At 41.5% G+C, this 25,084-nt stretch carries 24 protein-coding genes; 23 read left to right on the top strand and 1 reads right to left on the bottom strand.

Features of this window, described 5'->3' with window-relative positions; translation table 11 throughout:
• Nucleotides 1-7 precede the first annotated feature (7 nt).
• From ACM2FC_RS14015 to ACM2FC_RS13975, 9 genes are all read left to right on the top strand, one after another.
• Nucleotides 8-1,243 carry a CpaE/TadZ family protein gene (locus tag ACM2FC_RS14015; RefSeq protein WP_498481567.1) on the top strand — a complete coding sequence of 412 codons (1,236 nt, stop codon included), beginning with the start codon at nucleotides 8-10 and terminating at the stop codon, nucleotides 1,241-1,243.
• A gap of 3 nt (nucleotides 1,244-1,246) precedes the next feature.
• Nucleotides 1,247-2,527: a TadA family conjugal transfer-associated ATPase gene (locus tag ACM2FC_RS14010; protein ID WP_498481566.1), complete on the top strand. Its 1,281-nt coding sequence runs from the start codon at nucleotides 1,247-1,249 to the stop codon at nucleotides 2,525-2,527.
• A complete protein-coding gene (locus ACM2FC_RS14005; RefSeq protein ID WP_498481565.1) occupies nucleotides 2,524-3,441 on the top strand; it encodes a type II secretion system F family protein in 918 nt (305 codons plus the stop codon). Before ACM2FC_RS14010 ends, ACM2FC_RS14005 begins: the two co-directional genes overlap by 4 nt.
• A complete protein-coding gene (locus tag ACM2FC_RS14000; RefSeq protein ID WP_498481677.1) occupies nucleotides 3,441-4,310 on the top strand; it encodes a type II secretion system F family protein in 870 nt (289 codons plus the stop codon). Before ACM2FC_RS14005 ends, ACM2FC_RS14000 begins: the two co-directional genes overlap by 1 nt.
• Nucleotides 4,303-5,094, top strand: a complete 792-nt coding sequence (locus ACM2FC_RS13995) for a tetratricopeptide repeat protein (RefSeq protein ID WP_498481564.1) — start codon at nucleotides 4,303-4,305, stop codon at nucleotides 5,092-5,094. The genes ACM2FC_RS14000 and ACM2FC_RS13995 overlap by 8 nt, the downstream gene beginning before the upstream one ends.
• Nucleotides 5,091-5,588, top strand: a complete 498-nt coding sequence (locus tag ACM2FC_RS13990; protein ID WP_498481563.1) for a TadE/TadG family type IV pilus assembly protein — start codon at nucleotides 5,091-5,093, stop codon at nucleotides 5,586-5,588. Before ACM2FC_RS13995 ends, ACM2FC_RS13990 begins: the two co-directional genes overlap by 4 nt.
• Nucleotides 5,563-6,111: a tight adherence pilus pseudopilin TadF gene (gene tadF, locus ACM2FC_RS13985; RefSeq protein WP_498481676.1), complete on the top strand. Its 549-nt coding sequence runs from the start codon at nucleotides 5,563-5,565 to the stop codon at nucleotides 6,109-6,111. The genes ACM2FC_RS13990 and tadF overlap by 26 nt, the downstream gene beginning before the upstream one ends.
• A gap of 2 nt (nucleotides 6,112-6,113) precedes the next feature.
• Nucleotides 6,114-7,463 (top strand): TadE/TadG family type IV pilus assembly protein, encoded by a 1,350-nt coding sequence (locus tag ACM2FC_RS13980; RefSeq protein WP_498481562.1) that lies wholly within the window; start codon nucleotides 6,114-6,116, stop codon nucleotides 7,461-7,463.
• A gap of 118 nt (nucleotides 7,464-7,581) precedes the next feature.
• Nucleotides 7,582-8,214 carry an OmpA family protein gene (locus ACM2FC_RS13975; RefSeq protein WP_498481561.1) on the top strand — a complete coding sequence of 211 codons (633 nt, stop codon included), beginning with the start codon at nucleotides 7,582-7,584 and terminating at the stop codon, nucleotides 8,212-8,214.
• Nucleotides 8,215-8,283: 69 nt separating this feature from the next.
• Here the strand turns inward: ACM2FC_RS13975 and ACM2FC_RS13970 are convergent, their stop codons facing one another.
• Nucleotides 8,284-8,961: a hypothetical protein gene (locus ACM2FC_RS13970; protein WP_498481560.1), complete on the bottom strand. Its 678-nt coding sequence runs from the start codon at nucleotides 8,959-8,961 to the stop codon at nucleotides 8,284-8,286.
• 332 nt (nucleotides 8,962-9,293) lie between these two features.
• On the opposite strand from ACM2FC_RS13970, the gene ACM2FC_RS13965 reads away from it, so the two are divergent.
• The 14 genes from ACM2FC_RS13965 (at nucleotide 9,294) to ACM2FC_RS13900 (ending at nucleotide 24,989) form a co-directional block, all read left to right on the top strand.
• Nucleotides 9,294-9,908, top strand: a complete 615-nt coding sequence (locus ACM2FC_RS13965) for a thermostable hemolysin (RefSeq protein ID WP_498481558.1) — start codon at nucleotides 9,294-9,296, stop codon at nucleotides 9,906-9,908.
• 1 nt (nucleotide 9,909) lies between these two features.
• A complete protein-coding gene (locus ACM2FC_RS13960; protein ID WP_498481557.1) occupies nucleotides 9,910-11,391 on the top strand; it encodes an AMP-binding protein in 1,482 nt (493 codons plus the stop codon).
• 17 nt (nucleotides 11,392-11,408) lie between these two features.
• A complete protein-coding gene (locus tag ACM2FC_RS13955; RefSeq protein ID WP_498481556.1) occupies nucleotides 11,409-12,092 on the top strand; it encodes an iron-containing redox enzyme family protein in 684 nt (227 codons plus the stop codon).
• 10 nt (nucleotides 12,093-12,102) lie between these two features.
• Nucleotides 12,103-12,909 (top strand): SDR family oxidoreductase, encoded by an 807-nt coding sequence (locus ACM2FC_RS13950; protein WP_498481555.1) that lies wholly within the window; start codon nucleotides 12,103-12,105, stop codon nucleotides 12,907-12,909.
• Between the two features lie 16 nt (nucleotides 12,910-12,925).
• Nucleotides 12,926-13,102, top strand: coding sequence for a hypothetical protein (locus tag ACM2FC_RS13945; protein ID WP_498481554.1), 177 nt, complete (start codon nucleotides 12,926-12,928; stop codon nucleotides 13,100-13,102).
• A gap of 19 nt (nucleotides 13,103-13,121) precedes the next feature.
• A complete protein-coding gene (locus tag ACM2FC_RS13940; protein ID WP_498481553.1) occupies nucleotides 13,122-13,760 on the top strand; it encodes a tetratricopeptide repeat protein in 639 nt (212 codons plus the stop codon).
• A gap of 149 nt (nucleotides 13,761-13,909) precedes the next feature.
• Nucleotides 13,910-14,569, top strand: a complete 660-nt coding sequence (locus ACM2FC_RS13935; protein WP_498481552.1) for a response regulator — start codon at nucleotides 13,910-13,912, stop codon at nucleotides 14,567-14,569.
• Nucleotides 14,556-15,965: an ATP-binding protein gene (locus tag ACM2FC_RS13930; protein WP_498481551.1), complete on the top strand. Its 1,410-nt coding sequence runs from the start codon at nucleotides 14,556-14,558 to the stop codon at nucleotides 15,963-15,965. Before ACM2FC_RS13935 ends, ACM2FC_RS13930 begins: the two co-directional genes overlap by 14 nt.
• 53 nt (nucleotides 15,966-16,018) lie before the next feature.
• Nucleotides 16,019-16,282 carry a hypothetical protein gene (locus ACM2FC_RS13925; protein ID WP_498481550.1) on the top strand — a complete coding sequence of 88 codons (264 nt, stop codon included), beginning with the start codon at nucleotides 16,019-16,021 and terminating at the stop codon, nucleotides 16,280-16,282.
• Between the two features lie 351 nt (nucleotides 16,283-16,633).
• The gene (locus ACM2FC_RS13920) at nucleotides 16,634-19,042 is read left to right on the top strand and encodes a hypothetical protein (protein ID WP_498481549.1); all 2,409 of its coding nucleotides are present in this window, start codon (nucleotides 16,634-16,636) and stop codon (nucleotides 19,040-19,042) included.
• Nucleotides 19,043-19,258: 216 nt separating this feature from the next.
• Nucleotides 19,259-19,972: a FadR/GntR family transcriptional regulator gene (locus ACM2FC_RS13915; RefSeq protein ID WP_498481548.1), complete on the top strand. Its 714-nt coding sequence runs from the start codon at nucleotides 19,259-19,261 to the stop codon at nucleotides 19,970-19,972.
• A gap of 270 nt (nucleotides 19,973-20,242) precedes the next feature.
• Nucleotides 20,243-21,589: a polysaccharide lyase family 7 protein gene (locus ACM2FC_RS13910; protein WP_498481547.1), complete on the top strand. Its 1,347-nt coding sequence runs from the start codon at nucleotides 20,243-20,245 to the stop codon at nucleotides 21,587-21,589.
• A gap of 199 nt (nucleotides 21,590-21,788) precedes the next feature.
• A complete protein-coding gene (locus ACM2FC_RS13905; protein ID WP_498481546.1) occupies nucleotides 21,789-22,808 on the top strand; it encodes a polysaccharide lyase family 7 protein in 1,020 nt (339 codons plus the stop codon).
• Nucleotides 22,809-23,222: 414 nt separating this feature from the next.
• Entirely contained in the window at nucleotides 23,223-24,989 is a 1,767-nt protein-coding gene (locus tag ACM2FC_RS13900) for a sodium:solute symporter family transporter (RefSeq protein WP_498481545.1), read from the top strand.
• The last annotated feature ends 95 nt before the right edge of the window (nucleotides 24,990-25,084 follow it).

The raw sequence follows: 25,084 nt of genomic DNA, 5'->3' as shown, positions 1-25,084 counted from the left end.
CCTCCCCATGTTTGATTTAGTTGGTAATAAAGATTCAAAGCCGACTAAGGATGGTCAGCCAATCAAAGGAGATAGAAAGGCAACGGCACTATTTTATCAGACTGATAAATGCAAAACCTTCGTAGAAGAAGCATTTAGGTTTGAAGGTGTTGAACTTTCTAGTGCTCTTGAAGCTTCTGATGAGCTTATTGGTCAGTTTGTACGTGAAAATCGCTGTGAAACCGTTCTTCTCGAACTGACAGAAAGCGAAGACGTAGCTAAAGATATGAAGCGCATCTCTAACCTTTTGCCAAATGGCTTATCGGTCATCGTAATTGGTACAGAAGATACGATCCATACTGTTCGAAATCTTAAAGATATGGGTTTTTATTACCTATTCTGGCCTTGCTCTAAACAGGAAGTGATTGATTTTGTAAATAGTGTTGTTAGTGATGCGAATAACGAGAGCCTAAGCCCTGTTCGATTTGCTAAGCGTGTCGCAGTGTTAGGTGTAAAAGGAGGAGTAGGGACCTCCTTGATCACTGCCGAATTGGGTAAAGAGTTGTCAGAAAAGTACAACAGCTCTTGTCTAATTGTCGACCGCAATTTTGTTGGTGGCAACGTAGACATCATGCTTGGTCTTAAGCAGTTTAAAAAGCGTGAAGTAAAGTCGAGCGAAGTAAATACGAGCTTTGATGAAAGCTACACCATGAGTATGACTCAGCCAGTCAATAACTTGCTATCGCTGTTAGCTATCGAATCTGATGATTTAACGGATGTTGATTTAAAAGATTACATTGAGATTCAGCTCGAAACATTAGCCACTAAGAATAACTTTATTTTGGGTGACTATTCCGGTTCAGCTGCAATCAAGCAGGATATTAAGCACATCGCAAAATACGCTGACATGATTTTGTTGGTGATAGAGCGCAGTGTATCCGGACTGCGTGAAGCGAAACGCATTATGCAACTTTTAGAAGATAAGAATGCAAAAGGACGTGTTTTATTCATTGTGAACAATACTCGCCCTCAACGAGTGGCGAACGTAACAATGGAAGAAGTGAACAAGCACCTAAAACGTAAAATTGATGTCGTTTGCCCGTTTGAGCCAAGCCTAAGTTTAGAAGTTCTGAAAGGAAAAGGTATCTACAACTCAGGTCTCAACATCAGTGAAAGTATTAACCAAATAACCGCTTTGCTACTAGGCGAGTCCAGGGAACCAGCGAAGAAAAACTTATTGAACAGATTGTTTGCCCGGGGGTAGACCATGCTTAACCATAAGTCGATCTTTGTAAAGATCCGCGAACAGATATTTGATGCACTGGAACCAGATGCGGTTAATTCGTTAACCAAAGAGCAACTAAGTGAACAGTTGTCTGATGCTATCGATATGTTGGTAGCTCGCGAAGGCTGGTCTGTAGGAACGATGATCCGTTCTGAATACGTCAAAAGTTTAGTCGATGAGCTACAAGGCTTAGGTCCGCTACAGCTTTTGATGGATGATGACACAATCAGCGACATTATGGTTAACGGTCCAAATAAAGTATTTATCGAGCGCAATGGTCTCGTAATGGATACGGACGTCACTTTTATAGATGAAAAACAGCTACTTAATATCGCTAAGCGCATTGCATCGCGAGTTGGACGTAGAGTCGACGAGTCTTCCCCAACTTGTGACGCACGTATGGAAGATGGCAGTCGTGTTAACGTTGTTATCCCTCCAGTAGCGGTAGACGGCACATCTATTTCAATTCGTAAGTTTAGAAAAGATAGTATTTCCTTAGACGAGCTAGCAGAGAAGGGAACAATGACCCCTGAGATTGCGAAAATACTCAAGCTTGCTGCTAGATGCCGCCTTAATATTCTTATCTCGGGTGGTACCGGTTCAGGTAAAACCACTATGCTAAATGCTCTGTCTCAATACATAACAGAGCGTGAGCGTGTCGTTACGATTGAGGATGCAGCAGAACTAAAGCTGAATCAGCCTCACGTTGTTCGTCTAGAAACCAAAACAAACGGTACAGAGGGTAGTGGTGCCGTTACTCAGCGCGACTTGATGATCAATGCATTACGTATGCGTCCTGATCGAATTATCGTCGGTGAGTGTCGTGCTGGAGAAGCGTTTGAGATGCTTCAAGCAATGAATACTGGCCACAATGGTTCTATGTCTACTCTTCACGCTAACTCGGCGAAAGATGCATTAGCACGTGTGGAAGCGATGGTGATGATGGCGTCTGTCAATCTACCACTTGATGCTATACGAAGAACGATTACTAGTGCGATTGATGTTGTTATCCAAGTCAGTCGTCTATACGACGGGAGTCGTAAAATTGTCTCTATTTCCGAAGTCGTTGGAATGGAAGGCAGCAACATTGTCATGGAGGACTTATTTAAATTTCACCCATACGCGGATCACGAAGGCGGTAAAGTTCATGGTCACTATACCTCTTCTGGTCTTTTGCAGCGCTCAGCGCTTGTAGAAAACTCACGTTACTTTGGGTTGGAACAAGAGCTAATCGAAGCGTTTAAGATCAAGGAGGCAATATGAATCACTGGTTTTGGATTGGACTTATTGTTGTGGGCTTGCTGTTGTGCATATTTTTGCCGAGCAGAAAGAAACATACAGATTACTTACAAGAAGAGATGGGAACCTCTGGTTCTCTGGGCGCTAACCAAGCGGTTAACCTAAAATCTTTTACTGAAGAGTCCACGTTCGACAAGTTAAAAACTTTCTTCAAGAATACTCGTAGCCAAATAGGTAGCTATGCACCTTTAAAAGTATTGGTTTTTCTTATCGTGGTAGCGGCTTTAGGTGTATACATCAACCAGAACTTTGTACGTGGTAATCAAGTATTCATCGTCGTTTTCACTGAGATTGTTGGAATCATTATTGGTATCAAATGGTTGCGTAATAGAGAGCGCAAACATTTTGAAGATGCGTTTCCAGATGCACTTAATGTACTCGCAAGTGCAATGAGTACGGGTGAAAGTATTAACCAAGCGATCAAGTTTGTTGGTAACTCATTAGAAGGCCCAGTAGGTAATGAGTTTAAGTTGATGGCAGAACGTATCCAACTTGGTGAAGCCCCAGAGAGCGCGTTTAAAAAATCCCGCACCCGTTTCCCTTATCCAACGTTTCAGTTTTTTGTGATTACTTTGACTGCGAACATCAACCGAGGTGGTCAGTTAAAGGAAATCATTACACGATTAAATCGTATTATGTACAACAATCGAGCGATGGAAAAGAGAAAAAAATCAATGACTTCTGAGTCTAGGGCGTCTGCAAAGATCGTTGCGGTAATTCCTTTTATTTTCCTTTTCATACTGCAATACCTTAGCCCTGAAAACTATGAATTCGTTATGTTCAATGAATCTGGTAGACCGATTTTGTATTACGTATTAGCGAGTGAAGCGTTTGGCTTATTTCTGGTTTGGTGGCTGATGAATGGGGTAAACAAATGATGACTGGTCAAAATTTAATTTTCCTTGCAATGGCAGCGGTTTTCTTTGGAATAGTATTAGTTGTATGGATAGCTTATATCGTCGCAAGCCGTAGACAAGTTTTGAATCGCTATTCTTTGAGTGACGGTAGTTCTTCAAGTTTCTTTGATCAGGTAGAACAATTTTTACCAAACGCAGTGTCTACAAACACTGAGAAAATTGAAGCTAAATTCTATGCGGCTGGTTTTTACAACTTCCAGTATGCGCATCTTTATTTGCCTGCAAAATTCCTTATGGCGGTGATTGGTATTGGCCTAATTGCTTGGTTTGGTATGGGGAACTGGTCCACGATGATTGTCATTGTGGTTTGTGCTGGATGGCTTATCGTCTGCATATCTCTACCAGATATTTGGTTAGATAGCAGAACCAAAGCGCTTCGCGCCAAAATTTCCGATCAACTTCCATATCTATTAGATCTACTAGCGATGTGTATCCAGACAGGTATGACGATTGAGTCGGCTATGTCTTATGTAGGTAAAGAGTTGTATGACTTCGATATCGACCTCGCTCATATGCTAAAACGCACCAATGAACGAGCGCGTATTGTTGGCATAGAACAAGCGCTTGACGAACTTTACGAACGAGTGCCTACCAATGAAGTTCGAAGTTTTGTTATGACATTTAAGCAAAGTGTTAAATATGGTAGCTCAGTGTACGAAGTATTAACCACACTAGCTGCTGACATACGCGAGCTAAAAATGCTCGAGCTGGAAGAGAAGGTCGGTAAGCTATCGGCGAAGATGTCCGTCCCTCTTATTTTATTCATTATGCTACCAATCGTTATTTTGATTGCGGCTCCTGGCGTTATGAGGATGTTACAAGGTGTTTAAACAATATTTTACAGGTTTATTCCTGATTACAATACTGAGTGGCTGTGCGACAACGAGTCAATCTTCATATGACAATGAGTCAACTCGTGAGCTGGTGATGAAAAATAGTGGGAATTTCCAAGACTTAATTTCTCACTATAAAGAACTGCTTAAGCAAAAGGACACTCGTGATACCCGAGAGAAATTGGCGAATGCGTATATTAATTATGGCGATCCAGAGTCAGCGCTGTTTACCATTAGTGCGCTAAACCAACAGTCACCACATGTGAGTTCGTTGCTTATTCAAGCTTACGCTGAGTTTGAACTAGGTGATTTACCTAACTCCAAGCAATCGGCTGAGCAAGCTTATGCAATGGACAAGCAAAATGCGGAAATTGAAAACTTACTTGGTGTGATTTATGCGGCAGATGGCGATTTAGACCAAGCTCGAACTTTCTTTAATTTGGCGCGTACTCACTTTTATAGCGATATAAAAATTAAAAACAACCTCGCGGTGCTAGATATCATCGAGGAAAACTACTCGGGTGCGATCGACAAATTATTGCCTATCTATACCAACGATGAAGCAGATGAACAAGTGGTTGCAAACTTAACACTTGCGATGGCGAAGTCTGACAACTTTGAGTTAATGAAGCAGGTGTTAAAACCTAAGTTTAGCGACAAAGAAATTAAGCAGCGCTACATGTCACTACAGAAATTGCAAATGACAAAGCCCGAGAAAGTAGCGGTTCAGCCAGCTAAAGCGACAACAACGAATCAAACGGTGTCTGAAGGTGCGTTATGAGGTGGAGTCGACGAAAAAAGCAACAAGGCACTGCTGCTGTTGAGTTTGTGGGCGGTTTTATGGCCTTTTGGATATTGTGCATGCTTTGGGTAGAAATGAGTTTCATGTCCTATATATCAGCAATTAATGATTTTGTTATTACTGAAGCGGCACGAGAGGTTAAGACTGAGCAGGCTGGGTATTTACTAGCATATGAACAAGCGATTAGAGACAGCTCTGCACTTTGGGGTACGCTCATAGAGCCAACCAATTTTCGCTTATCAATCAATTATGTGCAGAATATTGCTGACTTAGAAGGTTTCATTGACCCCTGTGAAGTACCTGATGGTCAAAACGTGGCTGAATGCGGAAATGAGACGAACAGTGCGATTGCTGTTTACAACATCAACTATGATTTTAATCCGATTTTCACTTTCTTTATGGATGCAGACAACATTCTTAGACGAGAAGTGATTGTTATTCAGGAGAATCAACGTGACCAATTTGATTTCTAAACAAAAAGGAAATTTTACCGTTGAGTTTGCTGTGGTTGGCGTGGTGCTTTCACTGCTGTTGGTATTCAGCATGGATGTCATTCTTAAGCTGTCTTACAAAGGGAAATTGGACAGACTTTCATACTCTTTAGTTAATGTTGCGAAAGAACGTACGCAGTTATACGGAGAAGATTTTTCGATGACACAACCTGATGCTGCGGCATTGTTTAATATTGCTAGCAATTCATTACGCCGTACAACAGATGGCTTTGAACTTGATCGGCTAGGTATGGTTGTTGAAGGGCTAACTTTTGCTGGCATTGGTCAACCGAACGCGGCCAACATATTTACTATTGGTAATTACGATTGTGACTTACCAGAGAATATTGATGCGTTGGATGGCTTGTCTGTCGTGACAAGTTGGGGGCGCCAAGCAAGGTTATATCGAGTAACCCTCTGTTATGAAACAGATAATTTGTTTGGTGATGCATTAGGAGGAGAATTTACCAGGGTTAGGTCATCATCTGTAATAGTAGGTAGGTGATTATGAGCCTTACAAAGAGAAAAGTTCAGCGTGGTCACGCAATGATACTGTTTGTGATGATCATTCCTGCTTTATTCGGGATATTTACGTTGGCAAGTGACGGTACTCGAGCAATGCAAACACGTGCTCGTATTGCCGATGCGACTGAAGCAGCTTCTTTGGCAGTCGCGGCACACAATAGCGATGATGCAGACTTTAATGGCGAAATAGTGGAGGAGTACCTCATAGAGTACGATCCTTCGATTATAGCGATAACGAATATTCGAGTAGTCCGCTTAACCTGTGAGGAGATCCCCGAGTGCTTAGAGGGGTTGGAGCGTGGTGAAAGCCGGTATTTTGAATTTGATATAGATGCAACAGCGAATTTTCAAACTTGGTTTCCGGGTAATAATTCGATTGAAGGGTTTGGTGAGACGTTCTCTGCTAGTGCTGGAGCGAATTCATTAAAAATTGAGAGTCAGGGCATTGACGTTCTTTTAGTGGCAGATTTTTCCGGCTCAATGCGCAATGGCTGGTCGGGCAGCAACCAAGCTAAATATCGAGATCTTATTGAAATAATTAAGAACGTGACCGATGAGCTTAAAACCATGGATCAACTGGCCGACGATGATGTGGAGAACAGTATTGGTATTGTTCCATTCACTGGTAATACGCGCAGTTGGTCAGGGACAGAAAAAGATTATTGCTTCATGCGCCAAGAGGAAGTAGACATTGTAGGGAATGAAATTCAAACCAACTATGTGTTAACTCTTGAGAATCTGTTTGTAGAAAAAGATGACTGTGCCATGAAGTGGGACCCAAATCCAACGCGATGGCCACCGAATCCTTACCCATATTTTTATGATATTCCTCTAACCAGTCAATATGACGCATTTGATTTTGCTATTTCGACTTTTGAGCCTGGTGGGATCACTGCTTCTTACCAAGGGTGGATTCGCGGGGCGCAATTGTTAAATGAAGGGGAAAATGCTAGACGATTGATGATTCTGTTGTCTGACGGGCGCGATAATAATTTCAAAGCTGTCGATTCCGATTCAGCAGTAAGTGTGGCAAGAGGTGAAATATTACCTTCACAGCTGTTACGTTATCAAGACTCAAATAGGCAGACTTCAAACAATTTAGTTGATTTGGGTATGTGCGATTTAATTCGTACCGGGTTAACAGGGACGACACCATCAGGGCAACCTATAGAAGTGAGTCTTGCAGTTATTGGTTTTGATTATGACCCGAATTCTAACCAAGCATTAGTGAATTGTGTCGGTGAGGATAATGTGTACACCGCACAAAACCCAGATGAACTTTATAGCAAAATTATTAGCTTGATTTCTGAAGAAATTGGTCACCTTAAATAATAGATTTAATGACAGAGAAAAATATATGAACAAGTTTTATCTTTTTGGAAGCGCAATAATGGTGAGCGTTTCATTAATAACACTTATTCTATTTAGTTAGATATAGAGAGCGATAACTATGAATAAATTTTACCTTTTTGTGAGCGCAATATTTGTTAGCGTTTCTTTTATGACGCAAGCGCAAGATAATTTAAACCAGTCGATTGTGTTTTATTGTGGAACATCTGATGGTGAATATAAAAAAGAGATCCATGTGAGCAATGGTACTCGTGTACAGTTAAATCAAGGCGCATTCAATCAGATCCAAACCTTTGATAAATTGGAGCCTGACTCAAACTTGGTACATAATTTATTTGATCAGATGGGCGTCGACAAAAACTGTTCCGAGCTTCTATTAAGCCGCAGTAATACCAAGATGGTTGATGAAGGTCACGTACTGGCACGAGTATATTTTGACTTCGGTAAAGCAAATTTAACTGACCGTTCACAATATGTCCTTCAGGAATTGTTTAAAAAAGTTCAAGAACATCCACAAGTGTTGGATGTAGTAGGCCATGCTGATTCCGTTGGCTCAGAGGCCTTCAACTATGAATTAGGTCTGAAGCGTTCATACGCTGTTGCAAAGTATCTAATTGATCGTGGTATGAAACCAAAACAACTCCATATGACAAGTAAAGGTGAGATGCAGCCAATTGCTAGTAATAGTACTAGTGAAGGGCGTGAGAAAAACCGCCGAGTAGATATTCAGTGATTCGTTGTCTACTTACATCTCTTCATTTGATCGGAGGCGAGAAGGAATCTCCCCTCAGGTCGTCCTACTTTAGAAGCGTCCTTGTACCGCTAGCATTACACCATGAAAGACGGTGTACTGAGTAACCAATGCGGTGCCAATAATCCCAAAGCCAATATGTTGTTGCCATGGGTATATGAAAGCTTGCAACTCTAGTGGAATACCAACAGCATTACGGTTATCGACTGGGAAATTTGTGTTCCCAATTGTCCATAAGTCCTGCTGGCCGTCGAAATAACTTATGCCCGTAGAAGCAGATATATAGCCATTGGTCTTCCCAATAATTGTCCCGCGGTTAATCCAGCCATATTCCAGCGCATATTCTTCGCCATATAGGCTAAATTTACCGGTTCTATCAACCCCTATTGAGCTATCAGCATCCCAGCCTTGAGATTTAAATGTCAATAAACGATGTGGTTTTAACTGATAGTTAACTTCAAAATCAGTTGCTGGGCCATCACCTCTTTTGTTTTGTTGCTGATGGCTATTTAGTCCTCGATATTGGTAACCGTTAGTAACGCCCCAACCAAATGTCACCCATGTTTTTTGACCGGTGGTCAACTGATCGAATGGCTTAGATGGCGAATTGTTATCGATGGTTTTAGCTTGAGCATGAAATGCAACTAACAAAATACTGGCTAGTACCAAAGAAAAATAATTTCTGTTTTTAAAGGTGTGGCAGAATGAACTGGATTTAGATATTCTCATAATGGCTATTTCTTAAGTTTAATCTTATCTTATTGAATAATAAAGCTTCCTTGTTACTATCCTCTATCTTGGGCGCCATTTTATAGATTGATTTATCTTCACTCCACAGTAGTAACTACTCATTTATATTTTGGAAAATAATTCGTTCATGTCTATTGATATTTTTAATTTTAAGTCATTGATATAAATATAATTAGTTTTTATTAATTATTTTATGGCTAGTGATATGTGCTCATAAAATATCAGTAAAGAGAAATAGAATATCATTCCTTAAGTTTGTCTTAAGTTTCGCTCTTTAACTTTTCACATAATTGTTAATAGAGGGCTGAACAGTGAGTAAAGACTTCATAAAACACATTCAAAGATTGGAAGTGGTCGACCCAAGTCACCCTCAATGGAAGGAAGTGACTTATCAAATTCGTATTCGTTATAAACATGCATTTGGAGCAGAACTATGTTCTTTCATGCCAAAGTTTTTGGTAATGATGAAAGGCACTAAGGTTATTTCTATTTGTGGTTTTCAGAGTGCGGGAAATAAGCACTTATTCCTGGAACAATATTTATCTAAGCCTGCGGACATTGAATTAACAGAAGTATTTGATGAGAAAGTTCAGCGTTCGGAATTAGTTGAATTTGGTCAGCTTTCTCTATTTACCAAAGGTACATCGCCTCTTCACTTTTACATGATTACAGAGCTTTTAGTTTCTCAAGGATACAAATGGGGAATTTGGACGGCGACCGATCCACTGCATGCCTTAATGACGCGATTAGGTCTAGAGCCTCAAATAATCACAAGTGCGGATAAAGACTGCATTCCAAATGCTGACAAGATCTGGGGTTCTTACTATCAAACCAATCCAAGAATATTGGCTGGAAACCTTCAAGTTGGTTTAGAGCATTTGAAATCAATCTATGCCGACAAACAACGTAAGTTAACAGGGAGTTGATATGAACAAAATACTCGATGCATTGGATAAGCTGGCATCAAATAAACCCAACCACATAGCATTCATCGGACAAAATAGCCTCGGACACTACCAGTCAATGAGCTATTTCGCGCTGCAAAAAGAAGTGGAGACTGTTGCCAGCACATTTCGTGCGATGAAAGCGACTTGTATCGCTCTGAAGGCTGAGAATAGTTTGGATTGGCTAGTCATAGATTTAGCTGCGATGAAAGCGAAGGTAGCAATAGTACCCGTGCCGACTTTTTTTACCGCCCTACAAGTTGAACACACGTTGAAGCAAAGTGGTGCGGACACTCTGATTGGGGACTGGGCTAGCGATAGCGATGCTATCACTTGCGTGCGCAACTTATCGGTCTATCAACGCCAAGGAAGTGGGAAACCGAAATACTTACCGGGTACCAGCAAAGTCACTTTTACTTCGGGCTCCACTGGAGAGCCAGAAGGTGTATGCCTTAGCGAACAGAATATTGAAAAGGTGGCGTTAGCACTTGCTAGCTCTATGGAAGCGGATGGTGATATTCAGATGTCACTGCTACCTCTATCAACACTATTGGAAAACATAGTTAGCATATATGTGCCAATTTTACTCGGAATATCGGCGCAGATACACAACCCGGAATCCATGGGATTGAAGGGGTCGAGCCAACTTGATTTGAAGAAATTTGCAGGCGTGTTAGCTGAGTTGAAACCGAGTAGCATGGTTATCACGCCGGCTATATTAATAGCGCTAATTCAAATGGTTAATAAAAACCCATCCTTGGCCAAACCGTTTAAATTTATCGCTGTTGGCGGAGCAAGAGTAGCACCTGAATTAATTAACTTAGCGCACCAGATTGGGATACCTGCGTATGAGGGGTATGGACTGTCTGAGTTAGCGTCAGTCGTTAGCCTCAACACGGTAAAGCACTCAAAAGCAGGTACAAGTGGCCGCTTACTCAGCCACCTACAAGCAAGAGTTTCTAAAGATAACGAGCTGCTAGTAAAGGGCAATATCGCACTAGGGTATATCGATGAGCCGTTTGAAAATGAATGGTTTGCTACAGGAGACCTCGTTTCTATTGATAGTGATGGATTTATTACTATCGTTGGCCGTAAGAAAAACCAGATTATCACTGGGTTTGGCAGAAACATTTCACCTGAATGGATTGAATCACAAGCACAAGTATTTGCTCCAGGCTGTAGATTTATCGTCACTGGAGATGCGCAATCATCGTTGACAGCTGTTGTGGGTAACACGCTTGGTATAGAAGAAAAAATAGAAAAGCTAAATGAATCGCTACCAGATTATGCGCGCATTAAGCATGTGTTAATCGTAACCGATTTAAGCACTCGAGTGAGTTGGTTTACCTCCAATGGCCGACCCAAACGAAGCATCATCGAATCCTGGGTGAGTTGCTTGCGAAAGCAGTACATCTCTGATCCATGTGTTACCTCTAGAACCTTAGAAACCCAGTTTGAATATTAATTTTTTAGGAGACTCCCATGAACAACTTTTTTTTGCAGTTGAAACAGCAAACGTTACCAGCACAAAAAGCGATGTTAGAAGCACCAATTCTTGAGGTTTGTTTACGCGGTGATATCAACTTAGAGATGTATACCCGTTTCTTAACTCAAGCTTACCACCACGTTAAACATACGGTACCACTGCTCATGGCTTGTGGCGGAAAGCTGTCTCAACAGCAGGAGTCGATACGAGAAGCTATTGCAGAATATATTGAAGAAGAAAAAGGTCATCAGGAGTGGATCCTAAGCGATTTGAGAGCGTGTGGTGCGAATGCCGATTTGGTCAAAGCGAACCTTGGAGAAGGAAAAGCATGTCAAGCCATTGAATTAATGGTGTCTTACTTATATCACCAAATCGATCGAAATAATCCGATGGCACTATTCGGCATGGTCTGGGTTCTAGAAGGTACAAGTGTAGGTATAGGTGGGCAAGTTGCGGAAATTGTCAAACAATCACTCAATTTGCCTGATGAGGCAATGAGTTACTTAGTCTCTCATAGCTTGTTAGACCAAGACCATATCAGCTTTTTTGAAGATCTAATGAATAAAGTGACCGACGAACAAGATCAAAAAGCGATCATCGACTCAGCAAACACCGTGTTTTCTCTATACGGCGAGATGCTGAGAGGGTTGACCGCAGCACCTTTAGATGATGTGGCTTAGGAGAGAGAAAATGGATTTGAACAATGAGTTTGTTTTGTTGACGGGAGCGTCCGGGGGAATTGGCCAACAGATCGCTTTAGCTTTAGAAGCTCAGGGGGCACGGTTGATACTGGTAGCACGCGATGAAAAAAAGCTTGAAGAAGTTCGTGGTGCAATGGCTAACCCAGAATTGCATGACATTTTAGCGGTTGATTTACTGAGTGAAGAAGGCCGTGAACAGATAAATGTTTTTGCAAAGGATCAAGTTCGACAAAACAAGCAAATCAGTGTCGTGATAAACAATGCAGGTAGTAACCAGTTTCAATTTCTTGCCCAGAGAAGTGTTGAGTCGATCGAGCGTGAAATTCAACTGAATTTGGTCGCACCTATCGCCATTAGCCAAAATGCTTTGGGCTGGTTGAAACGGCCAGGAATCATTTTAAATATTGGATCTACATTTGGTTCAATTGGTTACCCCGGATACACAATATACTGTGCTTCGAAAGGAGGGTTGCATCGATTCAGTGAGGCGTTGGACAGAGAGCTAGATGGAGCGGCGATTCGAGTTCTCTATTTGGCACCGAGAGCAACGGATACAGAGTTAAACCCAAGGCAAGTTGTTGAGCTTAACCAAAAGCTTGGCAATCGTAGCGATGATCCTCAAGTGGTTGCGAATCACGTTGTTGATATGTTGCAAAGTGAGCGTGCAGCTAAGTGGATTGGCTGGCCAGAAAAGCTCTTCGCTAAAGTGAACCAACTTTTCCCTAAGGTGGTAAGTAACTCTATCCGAAAGCAGCAAGAAACCATTCATTACTTTATTAACCATATGGGTAAATAAAATGAGGGACAGCAACATGAAGATAGTAATTGTAATCGCTTTAGTTGTCGTGACTTTCTCGGTTCTAGGTTACCTAACACTGCAACTTTCTTGGAGTGGTGATACTCCCGGACATTTCTATGGCGCACATATTATCGAACATCTAAAACACAAAGGTGATGTTTTTAAATGCGCTCGCTTTTTTAGACATTGATTTAAACTTCGGAGTAAATATGAAGAACACAACAAACATCAGCATATTATTAGCAGCAGCAACTCTATTTAGCAGTTCGGTATTTGCCAAGGATGACTCGTTACTTAAGGTGCAAAAGGATTGGGCTGTTTGCCAGTACAAAACCAAAGGTAGCGATAAGCAAACTACATGTTTTGAAAAGGTGATACTGCAGAATAAAAGCGACCTACAAAGTCGTCCGAATGATCCCAAGTTAGAAGTCTGGCTGGCGATTAACAAAGCCTCGTTGGCTGGTGCCGAAGGTGGGCTAAGCGGCTTATCTCAAGCTAAGCAGGCTAAAAAGATTTTAGAGCAGGTGATTGAAAAGGCGCCGAATACTTTAGATGGCTCAGCGTATACAAGTTTAGGTTCGCTTTACTACAAAGTTCCTGGTTGGCCAATCGGATTCGGTGATGATTCCAAAGCAGAAAAACTACTTAAGAAGGCGTTAGAGGTGAACCCCAATGGCATCGACTCAAACTACTTCTACGGAGATTTCCTTGCTGAACAAGGGAAAAAGAAAGAAGCGATTAAATACCTAACCCGAGCGAAAAATGCTGCGCCAAGACCTGAGCGCCCAATTGCGGATATGGGGCGGCGTCAGGAAATTAGTGTGCTGTTAGAGAAACTAAAAAAGTAGCACTTCAGCGTAACAGAGTACACCTAGTGCTACTATTTTAGAAAGATACATGGACAAAATACCTTTGTCTATTTCTATTAAATTAGATATTGTTAAACGCTAAAAAGTGGTCATAGGGTACTGACTTTATAAGGAAATGAGGCGAATAAATGCGGTTACTGCTTGTCGAAGATGATGTTTTACTCGGGCAGTCCATGATGGAGTCCTTGACTCGTCATGGATACACAGTGGACTGGCTGGAAAAAGGCGGGGGCGTTGTCGCTGCCATGAACGTTGAGCAATTTACCGCTGTGATTCTAGATTTAACATTGCCAGATATCGATGGGCTCGATGTTTTAAAAAAAGTTCGTCAGGCGGGCTATGATTTACCAATAATGATCTTAACTGCACGAGACGATATCACCGACCGGGTTAAGGGCCTCGACTTGGGCGCAGATGAATATATTGGAAAGCCCTTTGCGTTGGAGGAGCTTTTAGCTCGATTACGGGTCTTAATCAGGCGTCAATCAGGTAGTGCAAATGAAATTATCCAAGTGGGTGATGTCTCGTTGTGTTTGTCAGAGCAGAGCGCAATGTATAACAATCAACCTCTAAAGCTGACTCGTAATGAGTTCAAAATCTTGTCTCATTTGATAACCAATGCTGGCCGGGTAATCAGTAAAGATCAATTGCAACAGTCGTTGCACGGGTGGGATATAGGCAGTAGCGACAATGCTATTGAAGTGCATATTCACAACCTTCGCAAAAAGTTGCCGGGTAAAGTAGTCAAGAATATTCGTGGTGTGGGGTATATCATTGAAAAGCAGTAAACCATTTTCAATAAAACGCCGATTAACTGTTTCTGTTATCGCTTTTTCGTTCGTATTGATCGTGGTGTCCCTTCTATTAAATGTATTTTCCGCAAAGCATGAAGTGGAAGAGGTGTACGATGCACGGCTAGGGCAGTCGGCAAAACTACTTCTGATTACAATTGCTTTCGAGCCGAATGATAAAACATTTTCTAAGCATCAAAAAATTTTCCAGTCTTGGATGTCCGAACTAAGAAAAAGTGCCCCGGGTGATGACGATGCTCCTACCGCCTATGGCCATCCGTACGAGGAAAAAATGCTGTTCCAAATCTATCAAGATGGACAGTTACTATGGAGCTCAAACCCGTCAATTGGGGCTTTTGATCATGACAAAGAATATTCTGGCTACGGTGATGTAAATAAAAATGGTACAGATTGGCGCTATTTCCAGCTACATATGCCGAATCAGTTTAAGCGCTCTGAATATGTCATAGTGGCAGAAAAACACAGTATTCGTACCGAGATGGTGGAAGAAATGGCATTTTCTAACGCTATTCCTCAGCTACTTATTATTCCTTGCTTGGTTATTTTGATTATTTGGTTAATCAACAAAAACTTTAAACCTGTTAAAGAGCTAAAATTGGCCATTGCTCAGAGAAGTGCGAATAAGCTTGATCACATATATGTATCGAACCAAACCGTTGAATTATCTCCTTTGGTCGACGCACTGAATGAGTTACTTAGTCAGTTAGAACAAGCATGGCAGAGAGAAAAACGGTTTACGCGAATGGCAGCTCATGAATTGAAGACTCCGCTTACGATTTTGCGACTCAACGCTGAAAATGCCATTCATAGCCAAAGCCAAGATGAATTAGCCCAAGACTTGAACAATATACTAAAAGGAATTGATAGAACCGATCGTCTGCTACATCAGCTACTAACGTTAGCCAAAGTAGAAAGCCTTACCGAAGTAAACAGGCAACATGTTGAGATTTCGTCATTAATACGGAATATTGTTGCTGACTTAGCCCCTCTTGCGTTGCGAAATCAACAAGATATCGGTTTTGAAGGCAGTGATGCTTTTATCGAAGGTGATGAGACCTTGCTTAGTATCTTATTCAGCAATTTGATCGACAATGCAATTCGTTATTCTGGTAGAGATAGTCAGATTAATGTGGAAGTTGTAGATGGAGATATGGAGATAGAAGTTCGTGTTTCCGACAATGGTCAGGACATAAGTGCCGAAGCACGAGAAAAAATATTTGATAACTTCTACCGGGCAAACTCTGAAAAAGGAGATGGAGCAGGGCTTGGAATGTCGATTACTCAAGATATCGCAGGGCTACACAATGCTAGGGTTGTGCTCTTGCCTAGAAACAATGACAGAAATACATTTGTCGTGTCTTTCAAAAAATAGTATCAAGATAAATACGTCTCGCAGAAACCTCTGATGATGAGCAAATTGTAAAAATGCTGAGAGGGAAAAGGTTTGAAGTCGCCATTATTATTGATGAAGGAGCATTCGAGCACTCAGCTAAAAAACAAGGATTCGATAATTGGGCTTATGCCCCTTATGAATTTGTTAGACGTTTGCCAAACTACTATGGAATGTCAAAAAAATCTCCCAATGCTTCGCAATACGACGCACTAAACAGCGCAATTAAGGAGATGGTTTCTTCGGGGCGTGTGAAAGAAATCTATATGAAATATAATGTTAAGCCCCCTGTGCAATAAACAGAGCTTTTACTAAAAGCGCAGTTGAGTCTTCGGTAAGGTAATACCTATATAGTATCTCTTAAAGTATAAGTATTACTTTGCTCCTTTATCATGATCCTCTGATGCATTGCGTTACCGCTAAAAAATCAATCAGCAATATTGCTGTAAAAGTCACCGAAAAAGGCCAACGTCCCCTAGTTAAAAGTATGCGTTTTGTTAATTATGGTTACGGATGTCATTGTTCCGTAAATCACTGTAAAAACGTTTTTTGCCTCAACGAATTAATTGTAAGCTCTAGCCTAGAATTCAAGCGTCTCACATCTGCTTCAACATAGAAAGGTCATGGTTGGAGCTAAACTAGGAGTTGGTATGAAGAGTTTTAAGCTAGGTTTAGGAGCTGCTTTTGTTGCGCTCGCGCTTTCAGGTTGCCAAACTGATTTACTTAGCCACGGTGAATCGTCGAGCAATAAAATCATTTATGTTGATCAGCATGCAACCTCTGGCAATCATGACGGAACAAGCTGGAATAACGCGTATGTAAATATACAAAATGCGTTGGCAGCAGCCAAATCTGGCGATCAAATCTGGGTAGCAGAAGGGACTTATTATCCAACGAGTGGTACAGACCGTTCTGACAGTTTTAAAATGGTCGATGGTGTTGAGCTAATAGGTGGTTTCTCTGGTACTGAAACCCTAGTGACGCAGCGTAATTGGCAGAAAAATAAAACCATACTAAGCGGTAATATTGGCGATAAAAACGATCAGAAAGATAATAGTTATCATGTCGTCATTGGTGCAAACAATGCTGTGCTAGATGGTTTTGTGGTTGAAGATGGTTACGCATTAGGTGGCTTACCCAAAATGCCACCACCAACAGGGGGTCAACAACCCATTCCCGGTAAAGGTCCAGCTAATCATACTTCACCTGCCGCGATTACTTCTGGTCCATCCAATGGTGTCGGTGCGGGATTATTGAATTATCAGGCTTCACCCATAGTTAGAAACACCATATTTGAAAACAACTACGCGATGAAAGGTGGTGCTGTTTACAATATGACTAACGTTGGACAAAGACCGAGAATAAATAATCCTAGCCCAGTATTTATTAACGCGACGTTTAGCAACAACTATGCTCAACTTCGTGGTGGGGCAGTATCGAACGACTTATCAACCGATCCAATTTTCATTAACTGCCAATTTGTATCAAACTCTACACCAGATAAAGGTGGGGCGATGTACAACGATTTCGGCAGCTCACCTATTATTTTAAACGGTAAGTTTACTCAGAACAAAGCCATGCGCGCTGGGGCCTTTGGTGTAGACGGTTCTTCTAGACCAGTATTGGTAAACGTGACCATTGAGAACAATCAGGTTTCCGATATTGGAGCGGGAATTTACCAAGGTTCTTACAATGCGGCAGATACCAACACGCAGAACATTACCTACGTTATCAAATCTAAAGTCATCAACAATCATTCATCAACCAATGGTGCGGGTAACTGGATGAATTGGGGTGATGATGATATCAAAACTTGGGGCTCAGATATCGGAAACTGGAATTATGGCAACACTATGAGTGTGCAAAAACAGAAAGAGTTTGCACCACTCGTTCAGTTGAGTGACACACTGGAAAAACTTCCGGCAGACGCTATTGCGCAGGGTCAGATTGCGCAGATCAAGAAGTATTTCCAGCATATGCCTATCCCTAAAGGGCCCCATAAAGCCGATGAAAAGCATACCTTTGGTATCGATTCACCCGTGATTACTCAGGTGAATATTTCTTCCAACATTATTTATGTCAATGCGAATGCAACCAATACGCTCCAAGATGGTAAATCTTGGAAAACGGCATTTCACACACTGCAAGCTGGTATTGATAGTGCCAGCAAGGATGGTGGACAGATTTGGTTAGCTCAGGGGACGTATTATCCAGCAAAAACAGATAGAACTAAGTCTTTTGTTGTTCCTTCTGGGGTAGCAATTTACGGTGGCTTCAAAGGTAATGAAACGCAATGGAACCAACGTAACTGGCGAGATTACCACTCAATCTTAAGTGGTAATATTGGAGACAAGAATACGGATACTGACAATAGTTATCATGTTGTGATTGGTAGCAAAGGTGCTCTAATCGATGGCGTGACCATCCAAGATGGTTACGCTAACGGGCCTGCTCGCCAAGGTTATGGTGGTGGCTTGCTAGCTTGGGGCTATGACCATTCAGTATTAGTGAAGAACTCAACCTTCAAAGACAACTATGCACGCGAGGGTGGTGCTGCATTTTTCTTTGAAAATAGTCGCAGCGATTTAACCAACGTGATATTTGAAAATAATAAAGCTGACTTTGGCGGAGCCGTTGCTGCACGCTTTGGGTCAAATATTGAAATCGACAACTCAACCTTCAAAGATAACTACAGTTCAGATAGAGCAGGTGCACTTCTTATAAACTATGGCTCTGACGTAAAAGTGAAAAACTCCCTTTTCACAGGAAACTACACGAAAGGAAATGGTGGAGCGGTATGGGTTGACGATCAGGCTTCCCAATATGGCGGAACTTTCCCAGTGATTACGGGGACGGCTTTTGTCAAAAATCATGCAGATTATTACGGCGGCGCTATTCATAATTTCAATAAAAGTACTTTAACCATCAAAGAGTCATTCTTTGATGGCAATACAGGCCAGTTCGGCTCATCAATAGCAAATACTGCAGGGGGTGTGCTGACAATGAAAGATACTCAAGTACCCGCAGGAACAGTATACAAAGCAAAATCTAAAGGCTGATTCGTCGTCTTTAATCTTTAATTTTTAATAGGTGTGCATCACGCTAGGTGGTGCACATTTTTTATTAATTCTTGTAGTACAAATAAACTGTGTTTAAATCATCTTTTACAAAAATACACTGTAAGTGACCAATTTTTCGAATTACTTTATTGGTGTTACTTCAGAGCGGTGATATATTGAGGCTTAAATATTATTTAATCTAGATATAACGTTGATATGACAAATTCTTTTAGTTCAATCTCTGGATCTAAGCGTAGTTTACATGTTCAAGTTGCCCGAGAAATTGCGCGTGGGATTTTATCCGGTGAGCTTGCAGAAGATTCTATTTTGCCTGGTGAAATGGTTTTATGTGAACAATTTGGTATTAGCCGTACTGCATTAAGAGAAGCGGTAAAGCTTCTGACTTCAAAAGGCTTGCTAGAATCAAAACCAAAAGTTGGGACGCGTGTTGTTAGAAGAGAATATTGGAACTTTCTTGATTCTCAATTAATTGAGTGGATGGATGGCCTAGCAGATAAAGATGCATTCTACTCTCAGTTTCTTGGCTTGCGCCGTGCCATTGAGCCTGAAGCTTGTGCGCTCGCAGCAAAGAATGCTACGGTTGATCAAAGAATCGCTATTTCTGCCGCTTTTCAAGAAATGTGTGATATTTCTTCCGCTGATGTGTTTGATCAGGATAAATGGATGGAAGTGGATATCCAATTCCATTGCTTAATTTTCAACTCTACTGGGAACGATTTTTATCTACCGTTTGGCAATATTCTAAATACGATGTTTGTTAACTTTATTGCACATTCTTCGCAGGGTGGAAGCACTTGTATTGAAGAACATAGACAGATATATGAAGCCATTATGGCGGGAAATGCAGAAAAAGCCCGCGAAGCATCTCGAAATCATCTTATCGAATCGAAACATAAGCTTGCATCTTAAACTTCATTCCTAATTTCCTTTCATTTTTTTCTAAATCGCAATTGCAATTGATCTGAATTTTCAGCTCAATTGCTAAATGTGATTCACTCAACGGAATTTATCTTTTCCTACTTTCAACTATTTCCATTGTTTATATTCGTTGATAGTCTACTTGTATTATAAAACTACCATATTAGTTTTGTGATATAGGAACTACGAGCAGGGAAAGGTAGTGATAAGAATGCCATGCAGTATTCCCTATTAACCAATAACGACATATAGAGGTGTACGATGGGACACGGAAAGTTAGCAGCAGTGGGAATCGCGCTTGCTTTGAATTGCTCAATGAGCGTAGCTGCGACAGTAGAAGTGATTAACCCTAGTTTCGAAACAGATTTCTTTGGCTGGACGGAAGTGGATCCTGCTGCTGTGTCATCAGTGGCTTATAGTGGTAGCAAATCGGCCAAGCTCCAAGGCTCAGGGGCCGAGCTAAGCCAAACTGTTGCGGTAGAAGCGGGTCAGGACTACAAACTAAAAGCGTATGTTAAAGGTGGTGCTTCAGTGGGCGTGATTGTTGGCAATCAAACCTATTCCAAAGCAGTCTCTTACAATGAATGGACGCCAGTAGAAGTTGACTTTAACGCAGATACTTCTAGCCAAGTAACCATTTATACAAAATACACAGATGAAGAAGGGCGCCTTGATCTGTTTAGCCTAACGTCTGACTCTTCTGGGTCTGTAGAACCACCCACGACTACTTTACCCATCGCTGACTTGAAATCTGGCGTTGCTCCGTCGGAAAACTTTGATCTTCTAGATTGGAAACTAAACCTACCAGTTGATAGTGATGGCAACCTATCAGGCAAGTCTGCAGAAGTGAAAGAAGATAGCTTGTCTAACGGATATGTTGATAGCCAATTCTTTTACACTGCAGCCGATGGTGGTATGGTTTTCCGTTCGCCAGTGGTGGGTGCAACTACATCATCCAGCACCAAATACACCCGTTCAGAGCTTAGAGAAATGCTTCGCAGAGGCGATACTAGCTATTCGACTACAGGTGTCGGTAAAAATAACTGGGTATTTTCTACCGCGCCATCCTCTGACCAAACTGCCGCTGGAGGTGTGAATGGTAAGTTGCAAGCCACTCTTGCCGTGAATGCTGTGACATCTACAGGGAATTCAAATCAAGTCGGCCGAGTTATCATTGGTCAAATTCATGCGAATAATGATGAACCAGCACGCTTGTACTACAGATTGTTACCAGGACATACCAAAGGCTCAATTTACGTAGCTCATGAGCCAAATGGAGATGCATCGAGTGATAGTGAAGTCTTTGTCGATATTATTGGTAGTCAGGCCGACAACGCTAGCGAGCCTTCCGATGGTATCGCACTAAATGAGTTATTTTTCTATGAGATTAACGTAACAGGAAACTCTTTAACTGTAACGATTAAAAGAGATGGGAAGCAAGACGTCTCTAAAACGATTGATATGACAACCAGTGGTTACGATGTCGGTGGGCAATATATGTACTTTAAAGCGGGTGTCTACAACCAAAATAACTCTGGTGATGCAGACGACTACGCACAAGCGACGTTCTACTACCTGAACAACACGCACACCGGATACAGCTACTAAGTTATAAAAATATAAGGCGGCTTAGCGAGAAGTTAAGCCGCTAACACTACATTCGAAATAAGCAAAGGTAAGCTCTGCTTTTGCAATTTACATAAAGTCAGCCTTTCAAAACTAAATTCATAGTTGTGAAGTATATGAATTGATCATTAGTCACAATATTCCAAAAACAATACGTTGAAATCAAGGGTTAGAGGTTTCCATGAAACTACGTAATTTACTAATAACTTTACCACTTTTATCTATGGGTATTGCCCATGCTCAGATGACAGACTATCAAAAACAACTTTCTAGTCATTTGGACCCTCATAAGGCTCCAGCGGAAAACTTTAACTTGACGATGTGGAAGATTAATTTACCTGACCAAGATAAACAGCCAGACAGAAAAGGCAAGACCATGGAAGTGTCTTCTGTGTTTCTTAATTATCCGAACAACCCTTATGTCAATCCGCATTGGTTCTACACTGATCCAGAAACTGGAGCAATGGTATTCTCCGCTCCAAACGCTGGGCAGACAACAATCAACAGCAAAAATACTCGCAGTGAACTAAGGGCGATGCTCGATCCTAAGCACCCGAATGCGTACAACGCACCTGCCACAAACTTTGTTGTGAAAGCGCACAAAAATGCCAACCAATACGGCGCAATCGGTGGCGAAATGAAGGCTGCTTTAACTGTCGATGCTGTGAGTACAAGTGGTAACGAAGATAAACAAGGGGCGTATTCAGTCGTTATTGGTCAAATTCATGGCTCGAATAACGAACCACTTAAAATTTTCTACCGTAAGCTTCCAAACCATTCCCATGGTAGCGTATTCTGGAATTACGAGATCAATCCTACAAACAAGAATGATCGATTCGATATCTCTCATGATGTGTTTGGAAAACATGATTTAAAAGCATCAAGCGCGGATCCTAAAGATGGTGTTAAGCTAGGCGAGCTGATCGAGTACGATGTCAATGTTGTCGATAATGTTATGTATTTAACATTTAAGAAAAACATTGGTGAGAAGAACGAGCTAGTCAAACAATATCAAGTTGATCTGAGCAAGCCGTATCCAGGAGAAGAAAAACTAGATACAAGCTATGCGCAAGACTGGATGTTCTTTAAAGCTGGAGCATACAACCAATGTAACCTTAAGACGAGTGGCTGTACAAATCGAGGTGTAGATTCAGGTGATTATGTGAAAGTTTCTTTCTATAAACTTGCTTTAAACCAGTAGGCTGTATCAGAAGCCCTTTCTTTTATCCCTCCTTAAATAGCTGCCTATTTAAGGAGGGACGTCAAATTTTAAACTGATTGACTTCTTAAAGTCCTTTTTAGCTTTTCATTATAGTCTTCTATATCTAACCATTCTTATCAGCAATAGATTAACAAAGTCGTTTGGCAAGTGATAAACGTGACGTATGCATTGAATTTGCAACATCTAATTTTATTTGTATTATTTATTAACTATATGTTAGTAGTCTGAATTTTCTATATCTGAAGCTTTTAGTTGCTTGGTTATAGATAAACTGGGCTTTCGCTATAAAATAAATTTATTCACCGATCACATTAAAAGTATATTGTAGTACAAATGAGCCTTGGGTGAGGGTAACCTTGGTGGCAGTTCAGGATGTACATAAAGGGACAATAAATGACTATAAATACTCTCGTCGTCTTTGCCTATTTTTTATTTTTGATTGCGATAGGTTGGATGTTCAGAAAGTTTACCACTAATACCAGCGACTACTTTCGCGGGGGTGGTAAGATGCTTTGGTGGATGGTTGGCGCAACTGCTTTCATGACTCAATTTTCTGCGTGGACGTTTACTGGAGCGGCTGGGCGCGCATTTAGCGACGGGTTCGTCGTAGTAATTCTATTTTTGGCGAATGCATTTGGTTATTTCTTAAACTACGTTTATTTTGCTCCAAAGTTTCGACAGTTACGCGTTGTCACGGCAATAGAGGCCGTTCGCCAACGTTTTGGCAAAACAACGGAACAGTATTTTACCTGGGCTGGTATGCCAGACAGTTTGATATCTGCAGGTATTTGGCTCAATGGTTTAGCTATTTTCGTTGCTGCAGTCTTTGATATACCAATGCAAGCAACCATTATAGTAACTGGTCTTGTACTAATGGTGATGGCGGTTTCCGGTGGTTCTTGGGCCGTTGTAGCATCAGACTTCATGCAGATGTTGGTGATTATGGCCGTGACCATCACTTGCGCCGTAGCTGCGTATTTCAAGGGTGGCGGTGTCACCAATATTGTGGAAAACTTCCACGGCGATTTTATGCTGGGTAATAATCTTAACTACGTCAGCATCTTTATTCTTTGGGTCGTCTTTATTTTTGTGAAGCAGTTTGGGGTGATGAATAACAGCATCAATGCGTATCGTTACCTATGTGCGAAAGACAGTGTCAACGCAAAAAAAGCGGCCGGTCTTGCTTGCGCACTAATGATTATTGGTCCATTGATTTGGTTCTTACCACCATGGTACGTGAGTGCATTTATGCCAGACTTCGCTCATCAATATGCCTCAATGGGCTCTAAAGCGGGAGATGCAGCATACCTAGCATTTGTAGAAAATGTAATGCCAGCGGGGATGGTAGGCTTATTAATGTCTGCTATGTTCGCGGCGACAATGTCTTCTATGGACTCTGGCTTAAACCGCAACGCTGGTATCTTTGTTTGTAACTTCTACAACCCGATTTTACGAAAAGAAGCCACTCAAAAAGAGCTAGTTGTTGTGAGTAAATGTACCACGATAGTGATGGGCTTCCTTATCATTGGCATTGGTCTGTTTATTAACTCTCTACGTCACCTAAGTTTGTTTGATATTGTACTCAACGTTGGTGCACTGATTGGCTTCCCAATGCTTATTCCTGTTTTATTAGGTATGTGGATTCGTAAAACTCCAGATTGGGCAGGTTGGGGTACATTGATTGTGGGCGGAATCGTCTCTTATATCTTTGGTATTGCACTTGGGCCACACAATATTGAGCATTTCTTTAACCTTCAGCAACCACTAAGCGCACGTGAGTGGGCCGATCTTAAAGTGGGTCTAAGCTTGGCGGCACATGTTGTGTTTACTGGTGGGTTCTTCCTAGTCTCAATGTTCTTCTACAAGGGCTTGTCTCCAGAGCGTGAGAAAGAAGTAGAGACATTGTTTACAAACTGGAATACGCCTGTGGTCGCTGAATCTGAAGAGCAGAACCAACTTGATATTAAACAGCGCCTTATGCTTGGTAAGTTAATCGCTGTAGCTGGGTTTGGAATTTTGGCTCTAGCATTGATTCCAAATGAACCTACGGGAAGGCTTCTGTTCTTACTTTGTGGCTCGATTGTTCTGGTGGTTGGCGCATTACTTATCAACGCGGCAAGAGAGAAGAACACCGTGGAGGACGCCATTTCCCAAGGTTGAAGTTAGTGCCACTTTCTAGGGTAAACCTATCCTAGTCAATGAATGCCGGATCTTCTTTTGTTAGAAGATCTGGTTTTGTGTTTCCTACGTCCACA

The organism is Vibrio sp. A37, assembly GCF_059777565.1.
Note: the sequence above shows the minus strand (reverse complement) of the source record. Positions and strands in the feature narration are given on the sequence as shown.

What these genes read in the sequence shown, in the direction of transcription:
- ACM2FC_RS13940 (WP_498481553.1), top strand. Translation starts at nt 13,122, where the DNA reads ATGAAGAACACAACAAACATCAGCATATTATTAGCAGCAGCAACTCTA.
- ACM2FC_RS13955 (WP_498481556.1), top strand. Translation starts at nt 11,409, where the DNA reads ATGAACAACTTTTTTTTGCAGTTGAAACAGCAAACGTTACCAGCACAA.
- ACM2FC_RS13950 (WP_498481555.1), top strand. Translation starts at nt 12,103, where the DNA reads ATGGATTTGAACAATGAGTTTGTTTTGTTGACGGGAGCGTCCGGGGGA.
- ACM2FC_RS14005 (WP_498481565.1), top strand. Translation starts at nt 2,524, where the DNA reads ATGAATCACTGGTTTTGGATTGGACTTATTGTTGTGGGCTTGCTGTTG.
- ACM2FC_RS13900 (WP_498481545.1), top strand. Translation starts at nt 23,223, where the DNA reads ATGACTATAAATACTCTCGTCGTCTTTGCCTATTTTTTATTTTTGATT.
- ACM2FC_RS14015 (WP_498481567.1), top strand. Translation starts at nt 8, where the DNA reads ATGTTTGATTTAGTTGGTAATAAAGATTCAAAGCCGACTAAGGATGGT.
- ACM2FC_RS13960 (WP_498481557.1), top strand. Translation starts at nt 9,910, where the DNA reads ATGAACAAAATACTCGATGCATTGGATAAGCTGGCATCAAATAAACCC.
- ACM2FC_RS13915 (WP_498481548.1), top strand. Translation starts at nt 19,259, where the DNA reads ATGACAAATTCTTTTAGTTCAATCTCTGGATCTAAGCGTAGTTTACAT.
- ACM2FC_RS13975 (WP_498481561.1), top strand. Translation starts at nt 7,582, where the DNA reads ATGAATAAATTTTACCTTTTTGTGAGCGCAATATTTGTTAGCGTTTCT.
- ACM2FC_RS13990 (WP_498481563.1), top strand. Translation starts at nt 5,091, where the DNA reads ATGAGGTGGAGTCGACGAAAAAAGCAACAAGGCACTGCTGCTGTTGAG.
- ACM2FC_RS13935 (WP_498481552.1), top strand. Translation starts at nt 13,910, where the DNA reads ATGCGGTTACTGCTTGTCGAAGATGATGTTTTACTCGGGCAGTCCATG.
- ACM2FC_RS14000 (WP_498481677.1), top strand. Translation starts at nt 3,441, where the DNA reads ATGACTGGTCAAAATTTAATTTTCCTTGCAATGGCAGCGGTTTTCTTT.
- ACM2FC_RS13920 (WP_498481549.1), top strand. Translation starts at nt 16,634, where the DNA reads ATGAAGAGTTTTAAGCTAGGTTTAGGAGCTGCTTTTGTTGCGCTCGCG.
- ACM2FC_RS13970 (WP_498481560.1), bottom strand. Translation starts at nt 8,961, where the DNA reads ATGAGAATATCTAAATCCAGTTCATTCTGCCACACCTTTAAAAACAGA.
- ACM2FC_RS13925 (WP_498481550.1), top strand. Translation starts at nt 16,019, where the DNA reads ATGCTGAGAGGGAAAAGGTTTGAAGTCGCCATTATTATTGATGAAGGA.
- ACM2FC_RS14010 (WP_498481566.1), top strand. Translation starts at nt 1,247, where the DNA reads ATGCTTAACCATAAGTCGATCTTTGTAAAGATCCGCGAACAGATATTT.
- ACM2FC_RS13980 (WP_498481562.1), top strand. Translation starts at nt 6,114, where the DNA reads ATGAGCCTTACAAAGAGAAAAGTTCAGCGTGGTCACGCAATGATACTG.
- ACM2FC_RS13945 (WP_498481554.1), top strand. Translation starts at nt 12,926, where the DNA reads ATGAAGATAGTAATTGTAATCGCTTTAGTTGTCGTGACTTTCTCGGTT.
- ACM2FC_RS13910 (WP_498481547.1), top strand. Translation starts at nt 20,243, where the DNA reads ATGGGACACGGAAAGTTAGCAGCAGTGGGAATCGCGCTTGCTTTGAAT.
- ACM2FC_RS13905 (WP_498481546.1), top strand. Translation starts at nt 21,789, where the DNA reads ATGAAACTACGTAATTTACTAATAACTTTACCACTTTTATCTATGGGT.